General features: G+C 46.9%; 16 protein-coding genes and 2 tRNA genes. 6 read left to right on the forward strand and 12 right to left on the reverse strand.

What is annotated here, in order from left to right:
* The first annotated feature begins 302 nt into the window (after window positions 1–302).
* Window positions 303–1,190, forward strand: coding sequence for an MBL fold metallo-hydrolase (locus tag DWZ67_RS00095; protein ID WP_120138122.1), 888 nt, complete (start codon window positions 303–305; stop codon window positions 1,188–1,190).
* Between the two features lie 592 nt (window positions 1,191–1,782).
* On the opposite strand, the gene DWZ67_RS00105 is transcribed toward DWZ67_RS00095, so the two are convergent.
* From DWZ67_RS00105 to DWZ67_RS00115, 3 genes are all read right to left on the reverse strand, one after another.
* On the reverse strand, window positions 1,783–2,277 hold the full coding sequence (locus tag DWZ67_RS00105) for a hypothetical protein (protein WP_120137925.1): 495 nt from the start codon (window positions 2,275–2,277) through the stop codon (window positions 1,783–1,785).
* A 54-nt stretch (window positions 2,278–2,331) separates the two neighbouring features.
* Window positions 2,332–3,561, reverse strand: coding sequence for a site-specific integrase (locus DWZ67_RS00110; RefSeq protein WP_120137926.1), 1,230 nt, complete (start codon window positions 3,559–3,561; stop codon window positions 2,332–2,334).
* 273 nt (window positions 3,562–3,834) lie between these two features.
* Window positions 3,835–3,919: transfer RNA gene (locus DWZ67_RS00115), tRNA-Ser, on the reverse strand.
* Between the two features lie 554 nt (window positions 3,920–4,473).
* Between DWZ67_RS00115 and pflB the strand changes: the two genes are divergently transcribed.
* A complete protein-coding gene (gene pflB, locus DWZ67_RS00120; RefSeq protein ID WP_120137927.1) occupies window positions 4,474–6,702 on the forward strand; it encodes a formate C-acetyltransferase in 2,229 nt (742 codons plus the stop codon).
* Window position 6,703: 1 nt separating this feature from the next.
* A complete protein-coding gene (gene pflA / locus DWZ67_RS00125; RefSeq protein WP_120137928.1) occupies window positions 6,704–7,429 on the forward strand; it encodes a pyruvate formate-lyase-activating protein in 726 nt (241 codons plus the stop codon).
* Window positions 7,430–7,497: 68 nt separating this feature from the next.
* On the opposite strand, the gene DWZ67_RS00130 is transcribed toward pflA, so the two are convergent.
* The 4 genes from DWZ67_RS00130 to DWZ67_RS00145 form a co-directional block, all read right to left on the reverse strand.
* Window positions 7,498–9,702, reverse strand: coding sequence for a glycoside hydrolase family 3 N-terminal domain-containing protein (locus DWZ67_RS00130; protein ID WP_120137929.1), 2,205 nt, complete (start codon window positions 9,700–9,702; stop codon window positions 7,498–7,500).
* A gap of 30 nt (window positions 9,703–9,732) precedes the next feature.
* Window positions 9,733–12,195 carry a beta-glucosidase gene (locus tag DWZ67_RS00135; RefSeq protein WP_120137930.1) on the reverse strand — a complete coding sequence of 821 codons (2,463 nt, stop codon included), beginning with the start codon at window positions 12,193–12,195 and terminating at the stop codon, window positions 9,733–9,735.
* A 176-nt stretch (window positions 12,196–12,371) separates the two neighbouring features.
* Window positions 12,372–13,688 (reverse strand): porin family protein, encoded by a 1,317-nt coding sequence (locus tag DWZ67_RS00140; protein ID WP_394811634.1) that lies wholly within the window; start codon window positions 13,686–13,688, stop codon window positions 12,372–12,374.
* A gap of 12 nt (window positions 13,689–13,700) precedes the next feature.
* A complete protein-coding gene (locus DWZ67_RS00145) occupies window positions 13,701–14,249 on the reverse strand; it encodes an RNA polymerase sigma factor (protein WP_005831669.1) in 549 nt (182 codons plus the stop codon).
* 181 nt (window positions 14,250–14,430) lie between these two features.
* Between DWZ67_RS00145 and DWZ67_RS00150 the strand changes: the two genes are divergently transcribed.
* Together DWZ67_RS00150 and DWZ67_RS00155 are read left to right on the forward strand one after the other, a co-directional pair.
* Window positions 14,431–15,135, forward strand: coding sequence for a NigD-like protein (locus DWZ67_RS00150; RefSeq protein ID WP_005832500.1), 705 nt, complete (start codon window positions 14,431–14,433; stop codon window positions 15,133–15,135).
* A 180-nt stretch (window positions 15,136–15,315) separates the two neighbouring features.
* A complete protein-coding gene (locus DWZ67_RS00155; RefSeq protein ID WP_120137931.1) occupies window positions 15,316–18,429 on the forward strand; it encodes an ATP-binding protein in 3,114 nt (1,037 codons plus the stop codon).
* 46 nt (window positions 18,430–18,475) lie between these two features.
* On the opposite strand, the gene DWZ67_RS00160 is transcribed toward DWZ67_RS00155, so the two are convergent.
* The 5 genes from DWZ67_RS00160 to DWZ67_RS00180 form a co-directional block, all read right to left on the reverse strand.
* A complete protein-coding gene (locus DWZ67_RS00160) occupies window positions 18,476–21,013 on the reverse strand; it encodes a beta-mannosidase (RefSeq protein WP_120137932.1) in 2,538 nt (845 codons plus the stop codon).
* A 447-nt stretch (window positions 21,014–21,460) separates the two neighbouring features.
* A tRNA-Ser gene (locus tag DWZ67_RS00165) sits at window positions 21,461–21,548 on the reverse strand.
* 127 nt (window positions 21,549–21,675) lie between these two features.
* Window positions 21,676–22,632 carry an ABC transporter permease gene (locus DWZ67_RS00170; RefSeq protein ID WP_008664980.1) on the reverse strand — a complete coding sequence of 319 codons (957 nt, stop codon included), beginning with the start codon at window positions 22,630–22,632 and terminating at the stop codon, window positions 21,676–21,678.
* Window positions 22,625–23,368, reverse strand: coding sequence for an ABC transporter ATP-binding protein (locus DWZ67_RS00175; RefSeq protein ID WP_034522675.1), 744 nt, complete (start codon window positions 23,366–23,368; stop codon window positions 22,625–22,627). The genes DWZ67_RS00170 and DWZ67_RS00175 overlap by 8 nt, the downstream gene beginning before the upstream one ends.
* 2 nt (window positions 23,369–23,370) lie before the next feature.
* Window positions 23,371–24,516, reverse strand: a complete 1,146-nt coding sequence (locus tag DWZ67_RS00180) for an NEW3 domain-containing protein (RefSeq protein ID WP_120137933.1) — start codon at window positions 24,514–24,516, stop codon at window positions 23,371–23,373.
* Between the two features lie 188 nt (window positions 24,517–24,704).
* On the opposite strand from DWZ67_RS00180, the gene DWZ67_RS00190 reads away from it, so the two are divergent.
* Window positions 24,705–25,760 (forward strand): winged helix DNA-binding domain-containing protein, encoded by a 1,056-nt coding sequence (locus DWZ67_RS00190; RefSeq protein ID WP_120137934.1) that lies wholly within the window; start codon window positions 24,705–24,707, stop codon window positions 25,758–25,760.

The following is a 25,760-nucleotide window of genomic DNA, read 5'->3' on the forward strand; positions in this document are numbered from 1 at the left end:
GCCAGTGGGAAAGGGATATAAAAAAATGCGGGTAGTCGGTGGACTGCCCGCAAATTAAAAATGTCAATAATTAGATTCCTTAAAAATAAGAGGAAAATAAAAGGTGTAATTAAATTACGCCTAAGTAAAGAAAAACATTCAATTATAGGGAAATATTATATGAATTAGGTAATTTTGCATATGGATTGAGGTTTGCCAAAAAACTTCTTTTATCGTTTGAAAATGACACACCGGACATACAGAAATGTACTATCAATCCAATAAACAAAGATTCTGTAATTTATATTCTGAAAATTAAGACTATGTACGAGCTTCAACAAGTAGGGGCACAGAGCTATTATATAAATTGTCCGGCTAAGATTGGCATTTATGCACAGTCGGAACGTGAAGTGTATCTGATAGACAGCGGCAACGATAAGGAGGCTGCAAAAAAGGTGCTGAAAATAGCGGATTCCAAAGGCTGGACTATTAGAGGGATTCTCAACACACACTCCAATGCCGACCATATAGGAGGTAATGCTTATGTTCAGAATAAAATTGGTTGCCCAGTATTCTGTGCTGGCATTGAAGCTGATTTCATTCGTTATCCGGTTCTTGAACCGTCATTTCTCTATGGCGGTTATCCATGCAAGGATTTGAGAAGTAAATTCCTAATGGCGAAAGAGTCCGTAGTCACAGATTTCTCCTCTCATGAATTTCCAAGTAAAATAGAGATAATTCCTCTTCCCGGACATTTCTTTGATATGGTTGGATTTCGAACTCCCGACAATACGGTATTTCTTGCCGATTGTGTAAGCAGTAGGGCAACATTGGAGAAATATGGTGTGACATTTATCTATGATGTCGCCGCCTATTTGGAAACGCTGACAAACATAGAAACTTTGAAAGCGGATATATTCATCCCTTCTCATGCTGACCCTTGCAATGATATCAGCGAACTTGCGGAAATAAACCGACAGAAGGTGTATGAGATAGAACAGATAATCAAAACAATATGTGCCACACCGAAAACAACTGATGACATTATCAGCGAGATATTCCGAATGTTTGGTCTGACAATGACTATTGAGCAATATGTGTTGGTGGGTTCTACGGTCAGGTCTTATCTGTCTTGGATGAAAGATAGAGGTGTGCTGGATTTTACTATTAATAATTCTGCACTGTTATGGCTGGATGCAGAATTATCATAATATATATAGTTGTTGCGATTGCGATAATGTTGTATTAGATGAACCATTTTCTTGATTTACGTCCAGATGTTCAGGGCAGATATTGTCTATGACGCTATTTTTCATAGTCAATCCAATTTATTCAGTTATTTTTTAGATTTCGCTATGGAAAATATACGACAAATGTAGTGTCTTCCTTTAATATAGTTATAATCTTTCTTACTGAAATATGGATATAATTACCTTTGCCTATTGAAATGATTAAAACGACTGTCCCGGCTGGGGGACTGCGTGAGAGGAAGATTTACATTTAGGAAACTGGGGAAAAGTGCCTGTTCTCTTTCGTCTTTTAGGGAACACTCCATGCGGATGGGAAAGGCAAGGGTGTTGTGAGCTTGCTTGCAATACGCTTGTGCGGGTTTCCAACGGCTCTTTTCACGAAATACAGTCAGCCATGCCACGGCACGGCTGGCGTTTCGGGGAATGTGCCAGTGGGAAAGGGATATAAAAAAATGCGGGTAGTCGGTGGACTGCCCGCAAGGTGGAAGAATGTAAAATGCTTGGATATAGATTGTTATGTAGTATTTAGTTACCGAAATCGTTACCTGTTTTGTTACCGATTGTGTTCATTATAAATCCCCGTTAGCATACTGGCGGTAATGCCGTTTTCAGGAGCGACAACAAAGGCAAATGTCTTGCGGGCGCAAGATAAGGTAACGGATTTTTTTATGCCAGCGGCGGCACAAACGTTTTGTAAATCGTAATTTATTGCCGGGAGTGGTAAAACGGGCAGAAGCTCCCCGTTTTCTTGAAGCCCCCGGTATTTTTTCAAAATGTCGTAAGGCGCATCAAGCAGTGGAAACGAGTATAGCAAGGTACTTTTAGACACATGAAAGCGCAGAAAACGTTTTTCACGGGAATGTGCCAAGATATTTTCTTTCCTAAGCCTGTTTATGTCACTGTATGCCATTCCCGTGTAGCACGAGAACAGGAAAATGTCACGGGCTTTACGCTGCCGGGACAGGGGCAGTTTCACTTTTGAAATCGCTGACAGTTCCTCACTTGTGAGGTATTCTTTACTGTATTCTATTTTAGATTGCTTAGCCATAACGCATTTATTTATTGAAAGGTGATACTTGTTGTTCGGGAAATAGCAGCCATGTTACATGGCTACCTCCTTGTAAATTTTCTCGATGCCGACAAACTTCTTGTCAAGCCCCTGCATATCGCTGCCTATCTTGCTGTTGGTGATGCGGGCGTAAATTTGCGTAGTTTCTATATTTGTGTGTCCCAGCATCTTGGACACCGTTTCAATGGGTACGCCCTTTGACAGCGTGGTGGTCGTGGCGAACGTGTGCCGGGCAAGGTGGAATGTCAGGTTCTTTTTAATACCGCAAATATCGGCAATCTCTTTCAAGTAGGCGTTTAGCTTCTGATTGCTGATTACGGGAAGTATCTTGCCGTCCGGCAGCTTGCCCTTGTACTTCTTCAAAATCATCTTGGGAATATCCAGCAAGGGGACATTCACGTCCGTGTTGGTCTTTACCCGCTTGGTGATTATCCAAAGGTTGCCGTCAAAGGACTTTTGGATATTCTCCTGCCGCAAGTTGGCAACATCGCTGTAAGCCAGACCGCAGAAACAGGAAAAGACGAACAAGTCCCTGACGTGTTCCAGCCGTTCGGAAACCATTTTCTTTTTAAGGATGATTTTTATCTCGTTCTCTGTCAGATAACCCCTGTCCACTTTTTCCAGTCGGATTTTGTAGCTGGCGAACGGGTCGCCCACCAGTATGCCGTTGTTGCGGGCAATGATGATGATGCGCTTGAAGAACTGCATGAACTTGGCGGTGGTATTGTAGCCGCACTTGCAGGCGGTACGCAGGTACAACTCAAAATCGGTAATGAACATCGGGCTTATCTCCTTTATGGATATGTCCGATACGTTGTACTTGCTGCGGATGAACTCGGCGAGGTGGCGGCGGGTCACTTCATACTTGCGGTAGGTCGCTATCGTCTTGGATATGCCCACAAGCTGCTTCACATCGTCATTGTGCTTTTGGAACAATGAAAGGATTGTTTCGTGGCTCTCGCTGTGTCCCAAGAACTCGTTCTTCACTTTCTCGGCGGTCACGTAGTTGTCACGCCGCTGCATTTCGTGGTAAATGGTGTTCAGGGAAGAACGTATGTCGTCCAAAAGGGCGTTTATCCTCCCGGCATCCCTGCCTTTGGCTTTGCCCGCAGCCGTGTTCCAGTTGTCGGGCTGGATGCTCTGTTTCGTGCTGAACTGGCAAAGTTTGCCGTCTATGGTGATGCGTGCCATAATCATAACCTCGCCGTTTTTCTTTTCAGAACCTTTCTTCAAATAAAAAAGAACCTTGAATGTCGATTTCATAACTCACTTTTTTTAGTTGCAAAATTAATTTTTACCTCTCGTTTTCGAGTTATGCAGACTGTGGACTAATCAAGTCATTATCAGGTCATTTGAGGACAAATCGTTACCGTTTTTGTCCGGTAAGGAATAGGTAACGATTTAGTAACGAAACTTTGTCTTTTACCGTACTTTTAAAGTCTTGGAAGCAGGACTTTCGGACAATAAAAAAAGCCACAAATCGTTGATTTGTAGCTTTTTGTCCGTTTGCTGACCATTTCTGTCCAGCACGTTCAGCGGAGAGACAGGGATTCGAACCCCGGGTGCCTCGCAGCACAACGGTTTTCAAGACCGCCGCAATCGACCACTCTGCCACCTCTCCAAAACTTCTTTTTCAGAAGTGCTTTTCTTTTAAAGCGGTGCAAAGATACAAATCATTTTTTATTCTACAAACTTTTCTGCACAAAAACAGAGCAATTATACCAAAATTCTTGTTTATACCCACTACGGAACGAACATAACGGCATTTAGGCTATTTGTTGAAATTTATCAAGGGCAAGACAGAGTTTTATAACTTACTGGCTATCAGTATATTTACAAAGAACCACATTCAGTATACGATTGAACCCTATTCAGTATACGACTGAATGGCATTCACTATACGACTGAATTAGGTTCAGAATACGACTGTTCCTTAAACCTACATCATTTGTAAATAATGCAGATTATTATTCGGTTCTTGTTTCAATTCATAAACCACATATAAAGAAAGTATTAACATCTCTACTCCCCCGGACATTCACTACCTAATAATAGTTATTTTATGCTGTTCAACATAAAAAGAGAAGTATCTCTTATAAAATTACGGAATTTATTCAGTATTTTTGTGCGCTCTAAAGGATAACATTATCTAACCTACTAACAAAAACAAATTTTATGGAATTGAACAAAACCTTTACCAACGGGCTTTGGAGCAAAGAAATCAATGTCAGTGATTTCGTCAGTAAAAACATCGCACCCTATACCGGAGATGCATCTTTCCTGCAGGGACCTACCGAACGTACCAAACGTATCTGGGACATCTGTCTGAAGGCTCTCGAAGAAGAAAGAAACAACAATGGCGTCCGTTCACTGGACAACACCACCGTATCTACCATCACTTCTCATAAAGCCGGGTATATTGATAAAGACAATGAACTTATTGTCGGTTTGCAGACTGACGAACTGTTGAAACGATCCATCAAACCTTTCGGAGGAATCAACGTGGTAGCAAAAGCATGCCGTGAAAACGGAGTGGAAGTGGACGATAAAGTAAAAGACATCTTCACCCATTACCGCAAAACACATAACGACGGCGTATTCGATGTATATACCGAAGAAATCCGTTCCTTCCGTTCATTGGGATTCCTGACCGGTCTTCCCGACAACTATGCTCGCGGACGTATCATCGGTGACTACCGTCGTCTGGCACTCTACGGTATCGACCGACTTGTCGAAGCCAAGCAAGAAGACTTGCGCAATCTGACAGGTCCCATGACCGAAGCCCGTATCCGTCTGCGTGAAGAAGTAGCAGAGCAAATCAAGGCCCTGAAAGACATCAAAGTGATGGGCGAATACTACGGACTCGACCTCAGCCGCCCCGCAACATCAGCGCAAGAAGCTGTGCAATGGGTATATATGGCTTATCTGGCTGCCGTGAAAGAACAAGACGGTGCTGCCATGTCATTGGGCAATGTATCTTCATTCCTCGACATCTTCATCGAGTATGATTTGGCTCACGGCAAGATTGACGAAACTTTTGCACAAGAACTGATAGACCAGTTCGTCATCAAGCTGCGCATGGTACGCCATCTGCGTATGCAGTCGTACAATGACATCTTTGCCGGAGACCCGACTTGGGTGACCGAAGCCATTGGCGGCCGTTTCAACGACGGACGTGTGAAAGTGACCAAAACCTCTTTCCGTTTTCTGCAAACCCTATACAATCTCGGTCCTTCTCCCGAACCAAACATGACGGTACTGTGGAGCCCGGAACTGCCGGAAGGTTTCAAGGATTTCTGTGCCAAAGTTTCCGTAGACACAAGCTCTATCCAATACGAGAACGATAACCTGATGCGCGAAGTACGCAACTGTGACGATTACGGTATTGCCTGCTGCGTATCTTACCAAGCCATCGGAAAGCAAATCCAGTTCTTCGGTGCACGTGCCAACCTAGCCAAGGCATTGCTGCTCGCCATCAACGGCGGACGTTGCGAAAATACCGGAACCGTCATGGTGAAAGGTATTCCCGTACTGACCGGCAACACGCTGAAATTCGAGGAAGTAATGGCCAACTACAAGAAGGTACTGACTGAAATTGCCCGCGTATACAACGAAGCCATGAACATTATCCACTACATGCACGATAAGTATTATTACGAAAAGGCTCAGATGGCATTCATCGATACCGACCCGCGCATCAATCTGGCTTACGGTGTGGCAGGACTTTCCATCGCCATCGATTCCCTCTCTGCCATCAAATATGCCAAAGTCACTGCCCGCCGTAATGACATTGGTCTGACAGAGGGTTTTGATATGGAAGGTTCTTTCCCTTGCTTTGGTAATAACGATGACCGTGTAGACCACCTCGGTGTGGATTTAGTATACTACTTCAGTGAAGAACTGAAGAAACTGCCCGTCTACAAAAATGCCCGCCCCACTCTTTCATTGCTGACCATCACATCCAACGTGATGTATGGCAAAAAGACAGGCGCTACTCCGGACGGACGCGCCAAAGGTGTTGCCTTTGCTCCGGGTGCCAATCCGATGCACGGACGTGACAAGAACGGTGCCATCGCCTCCTTGAGCTCTGTAGCCAAATTGCGTTACCGCGACTCGCAGGATGGTATCAGCAATACGTTCTCCATCGTCCCCAAATCACTGGGCCCGACACCGGAAGAACGTGTAGAGAACCTGGTAACCATGATGGACGGCTACTTCACCAAAGGTGCCCACCACTTGAACGTAAACGTACTGAACCGCGAAATGCTGGAAGATGCCATGGAACATCCCGAAAAGTATCCGCAACTCACCATCCGCGTTTCCGGCTATGCAGTGAACTTCGTGAAGTTGAGCCGCGAGCATCAGTTGGAAGTCATCAGCCGTTCATTCCACGAAAGGATGTAATATGATAAACATACACTCCTACGAAAGTATGGGAACATTCGACGGGCCGGGTCTCCGGCTCGTTGTTTTCCTGCAAGGATGTCCGTTCCGTTGTCTGTATTGTGCCAATCCGGATACGATTGATGTAAAAGGAGGCACTCCCACCACCCCAGAAGAAATCCTGCACATGGCTGTCAGCCAAAAAGCATTCTTCGGGAAAAAAGGAGGTATTACTTTCTCCGGCGGCGAGCCTACCCTGCAGGCAGAAGCGCTGATTCCCCTATTCAAGGAACTGAAGGTGAACGGCATCCATATCTGCCTGGATAGTAACGGAAGCATCTGGAATGAAAAGGTGGAAGAGCTCTTTAGCCTGACTGACCTCGTGCTGCTGGACATCAAGCAATTCAATCCCGAACGCCACCGCACGCTGACGGGACGGAGCAACGAACAGACACTCCGCACCGCTGCCTGGCTCGAAGAACATGAGCGCCCCTTCTGGCTGCGTTATGTACTGGTTCCCGGTTACAGCGATTCGGAAGAAGACATCCGCCTGCTGGGTGAAAATCTCGGCAAATACCGGCAGATACAACGGGTGGAAATACTTCCTTACCACCGTCTGGGCGTTCACAAATACGAAGTCATGGGATGGGATTACAAATTGAAAGAAGTGAAGGAAAATACTCCGGAACAACTGGAACGGGCAGAAAAACTGTTCAAAGAGTATTTCACGAATGTGATAACCAACTAAAACAGAAAAGCAAGGCTGTCCGGATATGATTCCAGACAGCCTTGCTTTTCATTTATAGGACAAGAATCCTATTCTTTCAAGTTATAGGTAATCTGCTGTACATCATCACTACTGCCACCCACCATAAAGACGAAATCACCAGGTTCTACCATATAATTCATCTCATTGTCATAGAATCCCAGTGCATCGTCAGTTATCTGAAAAGCTACAGTTTTGCTTTCACCCGCATTCAGATGAATTTTCCTGAAGCCCTTCAACTCCTTTATCGGGCGCGTAACAGACGCTACCTTATCCTGCACATACAACTGGACTACTTCCTCTCCTGCACACTTACCGGTATTAGTCACTTTTACCGACACCTCCGTATGGACGCCTGCATCCTTGCCCGGCAGCAGTTTCAAATCAGAATATCCAAAATCCGTATACGAAAGCCCATATCCGAAAGGATAGGCAGGCTCAGTGGAAGCATCGATATAGGATGCCTTATAAGTCTGTTGCAATGCGGTAGGACGACCGGTACTCTTATTCTGGTAATAAATGGGAATCTGCCCTACGTGTGCAGGAAATGTCATGGGCAATTTAGCCGAAGGATTATACTCTCCCCACAACACATTGCATATGGCATTGCCGGCCTCACTCCCCAGCCACCAAGTACACAGTACCGCATCAGCATGTTCCCTTATCTCATTGAAGATTACCGGACGCCCACACATGACAAGAGCAATGACAGGTTTTCCAGTCTTTGCCAGTTCCGACACCAGCTTCTGCTGCCCCTCGGGTATAGCTATATTCACTTTGGAAGCCTTCTCGCCACTCTGACCGAATCTCTCGCCTACCGCCACAACAATGACATCCGAAGCCTCAGCAGCCTGCAATGCTTCCTGCAGTCCGGTCAATTGATTGCTCTTCATATCATAGCCTTCAGCATAGTTCACCTCCAGTCCTTTCCGGACCAGTGCATCATACAAGGTCACCACTTTGCTCCGGTCCGTAGTGGCGGCCCAAGCGCCTGCCATATCGTATTGGGATTTTGAGAGTCCTCCTATCAAGGCTATCTTCCTCGTCTGCGCCGTCAACGGAAGTACGGATTCCCTATTCTCCAGCAATACAACGGAACGCTCGGCCATACGGAGCGAAGCATTGCGGACTTCGGGTGCATTGAGTATTCTGGCTGCTCTTTCCGGATTACAGTAGCGAAAAGGGTCCTCAAACAATCCCAACTCATATTTCTTCTCCAAAATACGCCGTACTGCATCATCAAGCACACTCTCCTTTACTTTCCCTTCTTGAACAAGCTCCTTCAGATAAGTCAAGTAGCAGGTACTTACCATCTCCATGTCCAGACCAGCATTCAGCGCTTTGGCTGCGGCATCTTTCTTGTCAGCAGCATAACGGTGGTTCACCAATTCCTCTACCGAATTATAATCGGACACAACAAATCCCTTAAATCCCCACTGCTCTCTCAATAGCCGGTTGAGCAAGAAATCATTGGCAGTACAAGGAATATTATTAAAATCATTGAAAGCACTCATCACGGTAGCTGCTCCTGCCTTTATGGCCGCCTTATAGGGAGGCATATAAAAATTGGCAAAGTGGCCCATTGACATATCCACACTATTATACTCCTTTCCTGCTATCGGTGCACCATATCCGGCAAAATGTTTCATACATGCCATGACAGTCGTCGTGTCTGCCAAATCGTCTCCTTGCAAGCCTCTGACACGCGCCTCCGCTACCCGAGAACCATAATAAGGGTCCTCACCGGCCCCTTCCATGACGCGTCCCCAACGTGCGTCCCACGAAATATCCACCATCGGGGCAAAAACCCAGTTCAAACCATCGGCGGCACTTTCCAAAGCATTGTAGCGTGCAGCTTCCTCAATCATGGCCAAATCAAAACTTGCAGCCTCGGCAAGAGGAAGCGGAAACCCGGTACGATAGCCGTGGATAACATCCAGTCCAAAAATTAAAGGAATACGCAAACGCGACTGCAGAGCAAGTTCTTGATAACGGCGTATGTCCTTTACTCCTATCACATTCAGCATAGAGCCCATTCTGCCCTGCCGTACGTATTCTTCCTTAGGAATATTTCCACCGTCGGGTCCGGTAAAATTCCCCCGGTAGGTGCATTGTGCAAGCTGGCCTATCTTTTCGTCCAGCGTCATCTGTTTCATCAAACCGGAGATAAATTTCTCCTTCTCCGTAGTCTGTGCCGAGGTAAAGGTGTTACCAAGTCCCCACAGACAAACCATCAATATTATTATCTTTTTCATAGCGCTATTCTTGTTTTGATATTTATTCTATCATAAGACAACAGTTGCCTTCAACGGCAAGTCAGCCGAAGAAGGACCTGCCAGAATCTCAAAAGCCCCCTTTTCCACTACAAACCGATGTGATTCCACATCATAGTAGGCAAAGGCTTCCTCATCCAGCAATATCCGGATGCGCTTGGTTTCCCCCTTCTTCAAGTAAACCTTATCGTAGCCTTTCAACTCCTTCAATGGACGCGGAACAGAACATTCCACATCCCGCACATATACCTGAGCCGCTTCTGCAGCATCCATCTTTCCGGTATTCTTGATGTCGAAGCTTACCGTAACCCGGTTTCCACCCGTCTTCTCAACACTCAGATTACTGTATTCAAAACTACTGTATGACAATCCATACCCAAAAGGATAGAGTGGCTGCTTTCCGTTCCGTTCATATCCCCTATAACCTACGAAAACGCCTTCGGCATACTGCACCCGTTTATGAGGTACATTGCGATTGTCATAATAATTACCATATACCGGATTATCTTCCCATTTTTCCTCGATGCTGACTGGTAGTTTGCCACTTGGCGAAAGCTTGCCCGTAATGATTTCGGCAAGGGCCTTTCCACCCTCCTGCCCCGGATACCATGCCATCAAAATAGCTTGTACACTCTGCCCCCAATTGCGGAAATCTATTCCACCTCCGGCATTCACCACCACAGCCACATTATCATGAAGTGAAGCCACTTTATTAATGAGATATTCCTGCCCGTATGACAATGCAAACGGACGGTCGAACCCTTCACCTTCTGTACTGCTGTTGAACCCGGCACATACAATAACATTCCTGGCATGCTTCAGTGAAGAGGCCAAACGCTCCTCATCCATCATTCCTGCCTGGAAACTGACAGTCGCCTCACCCACATTATCAAAATATTCAATACGCAACCGGTATATCTCCCCTGCACTGACCTGCATAAATGCACTGCGGGTACTGAATGAATGGTTCCCCCAATCTCCGGTAATCAGCTTATCGTTTACAAACAGACGGTATCCGTCATCGCCAGCCAGCTGGAACTTGACAGTTCCATCCTTGTCAGCCTTGTAAACTCCCGTCCAACGGGCAGAAAACTGATCTACCGGCATGCCGTCGAACGGTGCACCGTATTTCCAGGCATAGTCTATGGCAGGCTCTATAGCAGCCTGAAAGAGTTCTCCGGTAAGATTACGAGTATTATAATATTCGCTCTTAAAACCGTTTTGCGTAAAACTGTCATCCGTATAAATCTGTTGGGACATATCCTTATAAAGAAGGCTGTCAGACAGCAGTTCTATCTGTCTGCCGCCCTTCAACTGAACCATACCGTCATAGAGCGACACTACCGAATAAGGGGTGACAAATCCGCTTCCCCCTCCTGTGGGAATAATATCGGCATTAGGCCCGATTACCAATGTTCTACCGTTCCGGTAAGGCAACGTACCGTTATCATTTTTCAATAACACTACTCCTTCCCTCGCCAAGTCAAGTGCAATTTCCTTAGACTGTGCATTGTCTTTATCGATAGATTTATCTTCTCTCGGAGTATCAAGTGCTCCAAAAGCAATCAATGTCTGGAGTATATGCCGGACTTTGGCGTCAATGGTCTCTTCCTTCACGATACCATTCTCTATTGCCGGAATAAGAATCTCCCTGGTCATGAATTTACCGACGGGCATTTCCAAATCCAACCCTCCATTAGCGGCTCCCACACCGGAATATACAGATGTCCAGTCAGACATCAGGATACCTTTAAATCCCCACTGCTTGCGCAGTACATCAATGTTCAGCCAGCTGTTTTCGGTGGCATGCACCCCGTTCAGCGGATTATAGCTATCCATGACCGCTCCTACTCCTGCTTCCTGCACAGCTTTTCGGAACGCGGGAAAATAAATTTCCTGCAACGTGCGTTCATCCACATCCGAGCTGGCATGATGCCTGCTCCACTCCTGGTTATTGGCTGCAAAATGCTTCACCGTAGCCATGACTCCCTCTTCCTGCACTCCCAGAATATATTCTTTGGCTGTTTCGCCCGTCAGATAAGGGTCTTCACCAAAATACTCATAGTTTCGCCCGCATAGAGGAGAACGGTAGATATTGACTCCGGGCCCCAACAGAATACTTACCCCACGGGCCTTTGCATCCCGGGCCAAACCATGTCCCAGTTCTCTAGCCAACTTACGGTTCCATGTCGAAGCCGACAAGATACCACAAGGATACAGGGTACTTTGAGTATTGTTACGTATGCCTTGCGGACCATCGGCCATCCTGATTTCGGGTATGCCAAGCCGGGGCACAGCCCGGATATAAAAAGATTTGGGACCGGAAATGTAATCGATTTTTTCTTCCAGAGTCATTTGAGAAACCAACTCCCTGGCACGCTGCTCCGCCTGGGGAGTAATACACACTTGTGCTTTTGCCGTGATTGCACAACAAAGCAATAGCCCGCTTAAGGCTACTTTCTTTTTAATCTTCATTTTGTCTATTTTACTACGTGTTTGTTATATTGCCGGGCATGTCCCGACCTACTTTCTTTCTTCTCAACCAATAAAAAACCGTGTCCCTTCATCCACCAACGAAGAAACACGGCCGAAAGTTATTAAGAAAATTCTGAATCTACAAGAAAGTGAACAAAAACATGTCTGTCCTGCCATCAATAAGTAAGACGTATGCCGGCCTGCAACGTAAAGTTACACGGGTTCTCCTTGCGTATAGTCTGTATCGACGAACCGTCATCAAAGAAATAGGATACTCCCGGTTCCACATACAAGCCAACCCTATTGCTTATGTTATACTGGGCACCGACAGCACCCATGACAGAAAGCTGTACCGGTTTCACAGTCTCACTCTCAGTACCAATCTTGCCATACACACATTTTTCAATGGCACCCCCCGCCGAAACATACATCGTAAAGTTCTTTGTATCCACAAAGTTCCAGTTGGCCCGTACCGGAATGCCAATATAATGCAGCTTCTGGCTTATCTTTTCCGAGCTGCCCTCATACCTTACGTCAGAAGCAAGATAGGTATACGTCAGCCCGCTTTCCACAGAGAAACCCTTCGCCAAGTTTTTCCGCACCGAAACACCGAAACTGAGCGGTTGTTTATGGTCTATATCCGCAATTTTCTTTTCGCGTCTTTGCAGATAGGGCATACCATCCTTAAAAACCAGTTCCTGCCCGTCGGGAATAGTAACAATGCCATTGGCCGTAGAGGATAAATCTACGTTACCGCCATAAATAGGACTTCCAGGCATGTAGTCCGACATCACATTCGCTTCCCCTTCATTCGCCAATGAAAAACCTCCCGTATTTCCTACGGACAAGCCAACCGCCCATCCTTTAGTATCCCTACCAGAACTGTTTTTTTCCGGAAGATGCAGTTTGTCCCGGCCTGACGGACGATAGCGGTCTTCCCTTATTCTCTCCGGTTCCTCTGCCTGCATTGTAGTTTCATGGTCTGTATCTTCCACTACCGGTTCTTCCGCCTGCTGCCCAATACCGACAGCCTCATCTGTAGTTTCAACCGGCAACATTTCCTCCTGCTGTTCATCGCCAACCGATATTCTGATATGTTGTGCAACCAAAGGGCGACTTGCCTCCCTATTGGGTGCCGATGCATTTCCATGTGCCCGATAGGCAGGCTCTATGGAATTAGTCCGTACGGCAGGTACCGTCTGTTCCGGCAAGACGTCCGGAGCCACAGCCAAAGCAGGCACTGACGTATGCCGCATTTCATTCCCTACCGGACTCTGCAACAGCCACAGACTGACGGACGAAACCGCCACCAGCAACACAGCTGCCGCGGCCACCGCCCAGCGACGGAAAGGTATCATCCTATGCGGTCCGGTTATCGGAGCTCCGGAAACGGACAATTCCTTCTCCAACCGCTCCCATCCGGCAACCGGCAGCGGTTCGGAATAGTCTTCCAGCTTGTCCTTTATCTTTTTCAACCACAATTCATCTTCCATACGTTCCTTCATTTAATCATTTCTTTTCATCCACTCACGTACTTTTGCCGCTAAAGTCGCTTTAGCACGCGTCAACTGCGAGGCAGAGGATTTTTCATTAATTCCCAATAGTCGAGCAATCTCCTTATGGGATTTCTCTTCAAAGATATATAAGTTGAATACGGTACGATAGCCGGCAGGCAATTCACTGATAAACTGCATCAGTACCTTTTGAGGAATGACATCTATTGACGAACCTTCCGGTTCCTCATAAGCTTCGGGTGCATTCTCCAAGGCCGATGACTGATTCATCACATCATTTTTCCGCAAATACTGCAACACCGTATTCACCATTACGCGTTCCATCCATGCCCGCAGAGAACCCTCTCCCCGCCAAGTGAACTTATCGAAAGAATCAAAAAGTTTCAGAAAACCGTCATGCATCAGGTCTTGGGCAGTCTCCCGGTCACCTGCATAACGGAGGCATACGCTGAGCATGCGTCCCGCATAGCGCTCATACAGTTCTTTGCGGGCAAGATTGTCTCCTTGCCTACAGCGTTCTGCCAATTCCTGTTCTTCCATTCTCTCTTTTAACACGTGTTTACCCTATAAATGCAATCGGCGCAAAAATACTGCATCAGGCAGAGAAGAAAATCATACTTTTATTTCTTTAACAGTATACTACGCAGTATTTAGCTTTTCACCGCATTTTCTGAATACAAAAATAAGTTTTAAACAGAAAAAGAGCTAAAACCTACCACTTATGAAGAAACTGAGAATGACATTGGCAGCATCCATGCTTTTATTCCTGACTGCCATTGTATTGCAATCATGCCTGGACGATTGGGATGACAAATATGACACTTTGTTCGCCGTAGGTACGGTAAAGGTCATCGAAGGAAAAGACTACTATTTCTCACTGGACGAAGGCAGTAAACTATATCCCAGTGACACAACCTATGTTCACGACTATGCCGTAATAGACGGCCAGAGGGCTTTCATCTACTTCCGCGAACTGGAAGAGAAACTTCCAGGCTACGAATATAATGCCCAAATAAAGCACATCGAAAACATTCTGACCAAAGACATCTACTCCATGCCTGCCGAAAAGGCAGACAGTATCGGAGACGACAACATCAACGCCACGGATTTATGGATTACGGGCGAGTATCTGAACATCAAATATCAATTCTACCACAGCAACAACGAAGATAAGAAGCACATGCTGAACCTGGTCATCAATGAAGCATCCACCGGCGAAAACGACAAACCGGATTACGTCAATCTCGAATTCCGCCACAATGCCTACAATGACAGCCAGCTCACGCTGGGCACCGGACTGGCCTCCTTCAAGCTGGACAATATAGCGGAACAACTGAAAGAGAAAAAAGGGCTGAACATCCGTGTCAAAAGTCTATATGACGGTGAACGGTTCATGACCATAGACATTAAAAAAGAAAACAACTAAATCTCCTGAAAACACATCTTTCAACATCTCAATGAGAAGCGGAGTGACATTTCAATATGTTGCTCCGCTTTATTTTTCCATATCCCGCTTAAATTCATCTTTTTCTTTGTCTATCCACCGGGAAACCCCTACATTTGTAAGAATTTTCACAATAGCAAACATTAAAACGGTCCAAAGGATATGAAATACATACTGGGAACAGTAATTGCAATACTCTGCTCGTTCACCTGCACAGACACCCTATATGGAAAATCTCCCGCAACAGACGTCGACGATATTCTGATAATCAATACTTATACAGAAGCCAATCCCTGGAGTAATGATTTCATCACCTCCATTGTGAACATGGCATCACAGAACAGCCACATCGGAGTATACACCGCACACATGAAAATGCTGACACTTGACGAGGAAAATAAACTGGAGACATTCAAAGAGAGCTTGTTCAAGAGTTACAAGAACCCTAAACTTATCGTGCTTATCGGATGCGGAAGTTTCATCATGTGCGATGAACTGAACCGGCAGTGGCCCGATATCCCCATGATATTATGTGGTGAGAGGGATTATACCGGTCCTAAGGAAACAATGATACGCGAGCACGCCCTGCCCCGCACAGAGCGTATTCCCATCAGTGACCTACAGAAGAAGTACAATCTGACCTTAATGCAATCCAGTGTATACCTGAACGAGAACCTGCAACTCATGAAGCAACTCATCCCCAAAATGGATAAGGTCATGTATATAGGGGATGAAACATACATCTGCCAGCAGAACGACTATGACTTGTCCGAGATTATCCGTGAAAAGTATCCGGAGTTGGATTACCAGTTCCTTAGTGCGAAAGACATCCGAACGGACAGCCTTTTCAATATACTGAACCACGTGAATCCCCATACTACCGGAGTCATCTTTTCATCCTGGCTGTACAAGAGCTCTCCCCATGACAATATCATGAGGAGTAATTCCCACCGGGTCATCTCTACCGCCCCCATCCCTTTGTTTTCGCTAAGGGCCATCGGTATTGAAGAAGAAGGGGGGATTGTAGGCGGCTACATTTACAACAAAGAGAAATATAATGCCCGGCTACTAGAAACCATCCACAAGATATTGGATGGTACCCCGGCACGCAACATCTCGTTATACTATCCCGACGACGGAGCCCCCGTATTCAACTATAAATCCCTTCTGCAGCGTGACCTGAATCCGAAGCTATGCCCCAAGGGTACCATATTCTACAACATGCCTCCCACCTTCTGGGAGAAGTACGAATATGTCATTATCAGTATCACTGCCGCAATCATAACTCTGCTGTTCTTTTTCCAATATCTCCGCCTACAGTCACTGAGTAGAATTAAAAGATTACAGCAGCAACAACTGGACAGCAATCTCAAATACCGAAATCTGATAAACAACATGCCCATCCTATACATGTATGAGAAACTTATAAAAGATGAAAAAGGGCGCATTACTGACACCTTATATATAGATGTCAACAATTTCTTCGAAGACAGATTTATCATGCGCAAAGAGGCTGTCGGCAAGCGGGGAAGCGAATTATTTCCCGAATCCATGAACGAGTTCCTCCATTTCATGAATATTGCATTGAAGGAGAAACGTTCCGTAACTTTCCCCTATTATTACAAGAAGATAGACACTTTCTACGACATTGTAGTCAAGGCAAGCGACAATGGCGAATACATGCACGTCTTCTGCGTTGACAGCACCGAGTTGCACCACACCCAAATACAGTTGAGGTCGACAAACCGGAAACTTTCCATGGCACTCGACGTTGCCAACATCGTACCATGGAAATGGAACCTCCGGACACACACCATACTCTGCGATGTCAACAAGCCGATAGAGCTCAGCAATAATGCCGGTATCATGGACGATGAACAGCTGTCCGTACCCGACAGCCAGTATTTCTCCAAAATACACAAGGAAGACCTGGAAAAAGTGAAACAAGCCTATACAGACCTGATTGAGGGACGTATCCAGAAAGTCAAGGAGGAATACCGCGTCATCAATCATGCCGACGGACACAAACACTTCGACTGGGTGGAGGCCCAGGCCGCCGTAGAAACCTACGACGAGAACAATAAGCCGCTGACCCTGGTGGGCTCTTCGCTGGTTATCACCGAACGGAAAAAGATGGAGACGGAACTGGTTTCCGCCAAGAACCGTGCGGAAGAGTCGAATAAACTGAAATCCGCATTCCTCGCCAACATGAGCCATGAAATCCGTACGCCGCTCAATGCCATTGTGGGATTCTCCGGAATATTGGCTTCCACCGAAGAGGAGGAAGAAAAACAAGAATACGTCAGCATCATTGAGAACAACAATACTTTGCTGCTGCAACTCATCAGTGACATTCTGGACTTGTCAAAGATAGAAGCAGGCACAATGGAATTCATTGATACGGATTTTGAATTGAACAAAGTGATGAGAGAGCTGGAAAGTTCGCTCTGCCTGAAGCTATCGCCCGAAAAGAATGTCACCCTCTCCTTTGAGCCCGGACTGCCCGAATGCCACATTCATTCCGAGCGTAACCGCTTGTCTCAACTCGTCATCAATCTGGTGACCAATGCCATCAAGTTTACCCAAGAAGGCAGTATCCGTTTTGGCTACAAGCTGCAAGACGACAAGATGCTTTATTTCTACGTATCCGATACGGGATGCGGTATCCCCGAAGACAAACAAGAGAGCATATTCGGCCGCTTTGTCAAGCTCAATAATTTTGCCCAAGGCACCGGACTGGGATTATCCATCTGCCAGATGTTGGTACAGCACATGGGAGGCAATATCGGACTGACTTCCAAGCCCGGCGAAGGCTCTACCTTCTGGTTCACCCTCCCCTATGTGCCGGCAAGCCGCATCCGGCAGGCAGAAAGCAAGACCGAACCTATAAAAGTAAAAAAGCAGAAAATCACCGTCTTGGTTGCCGAAGACCATGACAGCAACTTCCGGTTGATTGAGTCCATCCTACGAAAAGACTACAATCTGATACATGCGTGGAATGGTCAGGAAGCCGTGAATATGTTCAGGGAATACGACCCGCAGCTTATTTTGATGGACATCAACATGCCGGTGATGAATGGTTACGAAGCGACCAGGGAAATACGCAAATACTCTACACAAGTCCCCATCATAGCCGTCACCGCCTTTGCCTATGCTTCTGATGAACAGCAGGTCATGGAAAACGGCTTCGACGCATATATGGCTAAACCTATCAATGCCAATCAGCTGAGGACACAAATATCAGCTATACTGAAGCAGCATATTATCTTTATGTAAAAAACATCCGGACGGAAGAAGCATGCCAACGTCCGGATGGCGAGTATCAGAATTCATTGTTCAGGCAAGTCAGCCTCAACGAACCGTTGAACGCTTCGGCAGACAATCGCGTCCTGACCTGCACCTGCACGCTGCCCTTCGGCTGGACATCAAAATAATTGTCGCTATACACACTTTCATTGTCGGCAACGGACAAGCATACGGCACGGGCAAACTTGTCTGCCGAAACCATCACTTCATATCCACCTTCAATGGAACGGACTTCAGTCTGCAAATCCACCTTCGGATAATCCATATCCTTCTGCTTGCCCAGACAGTAGTTGTTATGGTACACCCTGCCCGATTTGTCCGTATAGTCTACACGGACATATACCGTTCCTCTATCTGCCCCCTCCAGCAACTTGGCAAGCGGTGCGGAAAAACAGACACGGCTGTCATTACCGGAGATGCCGACAGACTTGCCCCAGTGATGAACCACGGTTCCGTCGAACTGGCAGACCTGAAGCTGCAGCCGGCCGGAAGTATTCTCCAAGCGGTCGGACACTGCATATACTATCAAATCATCCCCCTCCACTACCGAAGAAATCAGGATGTCATCATAGGCCTTGCGAACATAATAGTGCTGCGCCTTCCAGCGTCCGTAATAGTCACGGCTCGCCCAGGAAGCTACGGGCCAACAGTCGTTGTGCTGCCAGAAAAGCGTCCCCATATTATACGGCATCTGGCGGCGGTGCGACTCGATGGCCGTCTTGATGGCATCTCCCTGCAGCACATGGTTCATATAAAGGAATGCCCGGAAATCACGCGGTTTTTTATATTCATTCAACAGGTAAGTCTCAATCAGCCCGTTGGCATGGTCGCCACCACGCTGATGGGACATCATCACCTCGGAACGTATATCCCAGTCTTCGGGGTAAGGAGCATAACGCTTGACGGACTCGAACTCTGGAAAAGACTGAAAACCGTACTCGCTGAAAAAGCGGGATTTCTCGCTGTCATAATCAGAAATGGGTGCTTTACCATGCCAGACACTCCAATAGTGACGGTCCCCGTCAGTAGTACCGGACATCTCTCCCTCGAATGCAAAAGGAGAAGAAGGCCAATAGAAGGTTCCGGGTGCATACTCCCTGACCACCCCGGGTAAGGTGACATGATACTGCTGCCGGTACTGTGCCCAAATCTTGTCGGCATATTCCTTGTTCTGCCGTTCTATCTCGCGCTTCCAGCCCCAGCCCAGCCAGGCATCCTGGCATTCATTATTTCCACACCACAAAGCAATGCAGGCATGATTGCGCAAACGTTTCACATTGTCCACCGCCTCCTGGTGGATATTATCGAGTAGGGCGCCTTCTGCCGGATACATGCTGCAGGCAAACATGAAGTCCTGCCAAATCATGATTCCATACTCATCACACAAATCATAGAAAACATCGTTCTCATAGATACCTCCACCCCAGACGCGTAACATATTCATGTTTACACCGGCGGCATCGAGAATCGTCTTTTTATAATTCTCGGGAGTGACGCGCGGCAGGAAGTTATCCGAAGGGATGTAATTGGCTCCTTTGGCAAAAACCGGACGCCCGTTCAGCTCTATATAGAAAGTATGCCCGTCCTTATCCGGCTGATGCACCACCTTCAAAGAGCGTATGCCCACCCTTTCGGTTTTAGAGTCCAACAATTCCCCACCTGCAATGATATCCGTACGGAAACGATAAAGAAAAGGCTCCCCCAGTCCATTACTCCACCACAGCTTCGGCTTGTGAAGGACGAAATCAACGGTCACCCGATTGGTGCCTCGCTTCAAATCCGCTTGCCACTCGCCAAGCACTCTTCCAGTAACCTCATCCGTTATCGTGACCAGCACTCCGTCCATATCCTTATCGGCATCCAGCTCCACATATCCGGCAATCACGGCCCTGCCTGCACCGACTTCCTTCTGCTCGATAAACACATCGTTGATTCTCAAATCGCTCCAAGCCCTGATATACACCGGACGCCAGATGCCGGAGGTAACCAGACGCGGCCCCCAGTCCCAGCCATAATGATAACCTGCCTTACGGGCAAAAATGCTTATCTTCTTGTTGAACAAGCCCCCGTTTTCAGACTGGTCATTGGATGCCGGATACTGGTAGGGAAGTGCATCCCATTTGGGGACGTCTATCTTTATCGGCGAATGGAAGTACACCTTCAGTATATTATTCTCCTCCCTGATGTACTGCCTGATGGGGATAGACCAGCGGCGAAACATATTGTCCGCTTTCAGTATACATTCATCATTCAAATAAACGTCAGCGTAAGTATCCAGCCCCTCGAACACAAGCTCCATATTCTCTTTCCGCATCATGCCGGCAGCAAGAGTAAAGCAAGTTTCATAAACCCAGTCTTCCTTGTCAATCCATTGCAATCCCCGTTCGTTCAACCGGAAAAACGGGTCTTCAATAATCTTGTTCTGCAGTAAGTCCGTGTGGACTACTCCCGGAACTGTAGCCGGATACCAATTGGTCAGTCTCGCCTGCCGGAATTTCCAGCCTTCATGAAGGTTCTTTACCACTGTTTTTAGTTTCATACGAGTGTGTTTCATAGCTTTCTTTGACTACTCTAAATTATGGATAGACAAAAATACGACATTCAAAGGATAGTTTATAATATCTTCTTAACGAAACATGATACAATCCCGTACACACCTACCGGGTCAGCGTCGCTGCACATCTGCTGCAGTGTGACTGCAAACGTGTTGCAGCGCTACTGCATATATGCTGCAGTGACACTGCATATGTGTTGCAGCGCCACTGCAAAGCTGAATGCAGTAGTACTGCAAAAAGCATGCACTTGCTTTGCAGTGGCAATGCATTATCCCATCGCCTTATTATGAAAGGAGATGTCATCCAGCTTTCATTATCTATAATTAATTTACAAAGGCGTAGTTTCCAAGTCTTTCAAAGTAAACGGAGGACAAGCAAAAAAGGTCTACAAATCATAGATTTGTAGACCTTTACCCGCTAGTTTTTCATCTTATTCAGAACTGTTGCGGAGAGAGGGGGATTCGAACCCCCGATACCCTTTAGGGGTATACACGCTTTCCAGGCGTGCCTCTTCAACCACTCGAGCACCTCTCCTTGTTCGGGGCGCAAAAGTAAGGGAAGTTTTTGGAATTACCAAATGTTCGGGCAAATAATATTAAAAGTCCGTTCAAGCAACCAATGCCGGAACGGACTTTCAACACTCAATAAAACATACTTATCATTACCGTGATCTGACTTCCCGTCTCATGAATATGACATACGAAAGGGCAAAACAGATAACAGTAGCTGCAATCAGTCCGGTGAGCTGCGGCCACACCACCAAAAGACTCTGTCCCAATGGCAGCGGGCTGGGAATGGCCCCCTGAACCTGCTCCATAGTAAGCGGCCCTAAACTTCTGACGGAAGGCATCAGCAGCGTTGTGGTCGCCTCATTGAACAGTTCGCTAGGTGCCAGGCGCATCAGACCGAGAATAAATTTCTGGTAACTGACTATCTGATAAGGAGATGCCAGCTGCGAAGGGCTCAACGCCTTGGCAACCAGGTTGACAATCATCGTATAGAACACGCTGAAAAACAACCATACCGCCACCGAAGCCAATGCCGAGGTGGCCGCCTGACGGAAACAAAGCGAAAACAGAATGGCCAGATTCAGCCAGAATGCCACATAGAACACACTGATTATGAGAAAGAATACAATCCTCCAAAATTCTTCTGCTGTGGGAGGAATACCTATCGCTATCAACCCACAGCCCATTACGAGGAATCCCAGTACAAACAGCATTATACCTATCACAATCAATGCAGCCACGAACTTGGCATTGATAATGCAATCACGATGAACGGGCTGTGACAGCATACGGCTCAACGTCCCCTTGTTCTGTTCCGAATTTATAGCATCGAATCCCAGCGCAATCCCCAACAACGGCCCCAGAAAGTTGATAAACTGCACAAAAGAAGGCAATGTGCCGTCCGAGGCTGTGAACAACTTCAAGAAAAGGAACGAACCGTCCGGGTCATTGGGCTTGATGGCGGCACCGATGTTGGTAAGCGAGGTATAGAGTGAGCCCATGCACGTAAGCAAAATGATTCCCATCAAGATAATGAACCGCCAACTTTTCACATGGTCGGATATTTCCTTGTTGACGACTACCCAAAAAGGATAATTGACTTTATTCATGCCTTTCCCCTCCTTCCTCCATATAATGGTTATAAATATCAGACAATTCCTGATGCTTGTCCTTCAAATCAGACATATCAATCAAGGTGACCAGCTTCCCGCTGTTGAACAGTCCCACGCGGTCGCAAACTTTCTGCACCTGGTCCAGGTGGTGGGAAGAGAACAAGACGGTCAGTCCCTCCTTCCGGCTCAACTGCCTGATGAGCTCGATGAACTCCTGAACACCGGCAGGGTCTATTCCCGAAGTAGGTTCATCCAGGATTATAATTTCCGGATTTTTGATAAGCACGTCCGCCAGTCCCAATCGCTGGCGCATACCGCGCGAATATTTCCCGGTCTTCTTTTTCATCTGTCCGGCAAGCCCCACATGCTCCATCAGCTCCAGCGCCCTGACTTTCGCTTCGGCATCCGAAATGCCATTGAGACGCGCAGTATATATAAGGTTTTCCGGACCGGTCATGTCATCATAAAACCCCACATCTTCGGGCAGATAGCCTATTTTCCGCTTTACCTCGATAGGATGCCTGGTAGAGTCGATACCGCAAATCTCCACAGAGCCGGAAGTGGGTTCCGTCAGTCCCAGCATCATCAGGATGGTAGTTGACTTGCCGGCGCCGTTTGGCCCCAATAATCCGAAAATCTCCCCTTTACGAATAGTCAGGCAAATGCGGTCTACGGCAGTGAAGCGCCCATACTGCTTGGTCAAGTCTGTCAATGCAATCACTCGCTCGTCCATGCTCACCTCCTTCCATATTTACGGAACAGATAGCATACGGCACCTATGGCAACGATTATTATCAAAACGCCCACCCATCCCCATATCATCGGGGTTTTCACGGCAATGCGGAATTGGGCGTCTGTATTCACTTCAGGAGTTTTGGCCGTCATGGTAGCCACATAATCTCCGGGCAATGCCTTTTTGGATGCTTTCATGGTAGCTACGACATTGGCCGTTTCCCCCGCCTTCAGCATATCAATCTTCGAAGGCTCAAAAGACACTTCCCAGTCCACGGGCTTATTGGCAGAAAGCTGGATATCTTTCAACAATGAAGAACCGGTATTCCGGACCACCAACTCGATACGCTTCACATCTCCTGCTGTGATTTCGGTACTCAACAATCCTCTGGGCGTGGACAATTCCATCTCGTAGGAACCCGTGACAACAACTTCCAGCTCCAAGTCGGCAGAAGTCGTACCAGTAGCCGCACGTACCGGAATCTTGTAATTACCGGCTTCCACATTGGCGGGAGGGACAATCTCTATACTCACATTCTGGCTGCTGTTCGCTTCCACCTGGGCAGAAGTGGCCTGCTTATAGTTGGGCTTGAACACGACACTCCAGCCTCTGGGGGCATTGGCCATCAGCGCATACAGCTGCTGGTCGGCCGTCTGGTTTTTCAAAGTGGCATTGAAGGTAAAGGTGGACTTGGAATTGCCCTGCATATTGGGCTGGTCGGTAGTGAACTCGGTCTGGTAAGTTCCTTTCTGGGCCACGACCACCTCCAGCGGCAGTTTGGTTTCTCCGGCAAATACTGTGAAATGATAACTTCCTTTATTTACTTTTAGAGGAACTTCCACTTTCAAATTGAACGTTTTCTTTTCCTGGGGCAGTACAGAAAGCTGGCTGAGGGTCCAGCCGCCTGACTTGATTTCATGCTTCCAACTGCCCCGCAATCCGCTGACCGAGAGATTTGCATTTGTAACCCCGTCCGTGTTGTTAATCAAATCAATGCTGTAATCAATGGACGCTCCGGGCGTCACGGAAATTTTTGTGTAAGGAGTGTACAGAATTATGCTTCCAGATTCATCGGCATGTACACGATTTAAGGGAAAGGCTCCCAACAAAATAACTAACAATAAAATACAATTTGTTCTCATAGTCATAAAAAAGTTCTTATGGTTGTTTAATTATGAATATTTTCCCAATTTGTGCGTTGCAAAAATAAAAGATAGCTATATTAGTAGCTGTTAAAAGAAACAAAAGAATATAATTGCGGACACAATATACCCTGCGATGACCTGCTTTTCTTATCTTTGCGATTCCTATTGATACAAACGAATACCATACCGACATGAGAATCCCTGAAATACGCTTACAGAACCAGCAACTGTCCACTCCACTCTTCGGCCACCCGAAAGAGCTGGTCTCCTGGATGGGCGCCATGCAGGCACAAGACTATACAATGGTGAAATGGGCCGTAGGTATGCGGCTGAAGTCACCGGGAATTCAAGCCGTGGAAAAAGCCCTGCATCAAGGGGAAATACTGAGAACCCACATAATGCGTCCCACATGGCACCTGGTAGCAGCAGAAGACATTCGTTGGATGCTGAAACTCTCTGCACAACGCATCAAATCCGCCAATGATTCTTATGCAAAAGGACATGGTCTGGAAATCACGGAACAGCAATATGACAGAAGCCATACCGTACTCGGGAATATCCTCAGCGGGAAGCGAAGCCTGACGAAACAAGAGATTGCGGAACATTTTGAACGTTCGGGACTGCTTGCAGACAACTACCACATGACCCGCTTTATGTCGCGTGCCGAAGTCGAAGGTATTGTGTGCAGCGGAGAATGCCGTGGACGACAACACACCTATGCCCTTCTGGACGAAAGAGTTCCACCTACCCCCGAACTGACGAAAGAAGAAGCGCTGGCCCGTCTGGCTACAGCCTATTTCCGCAGCCATGCCCCCGCTACCCTGCAAGACTTCTCCTGGTGGTCCGGTTTGCCTTTAACGGAAGCAAGGCAATCTATTTCTCTGATAGAACCGAAACTGATGTCCGAACAATGGAACAGCCAGACATGGTACATCCATGACTCCTGCCGGACATCTGGAAAGGCAACCGGCAACCTGCACCTTCTTCCCCCCTACGACGAATACCTGATAGGATACAAGGACCGGACGGACGTCCTACCCAAAGAGGACTATTCCAAAGCTTTCACCAACAACGGATTGTTCTTTCCGGTACTTCTCTATAAGGGGCATGTAGTAGGAAATTGGAACAAGGCGTCCAAGAAAAAAGAAATCTTCCCGGAGCATTCGCTTTTCCGGAAAGACATCTGCCTGAAAGAGGAGTTGCTGAACCAGGCTAAAGAAAAGTACGTCCGATTCCTAATACATTAA

Source organism: Bacteroides sp. AF34-31BH, assembly GCF_003602795.1.
Lineage (GTDB): Bacteria > Bacteroidota > Bacteroidia > Bacteroidales > Bacteroidaceae > Bacteroides > Bacteroides uniformis.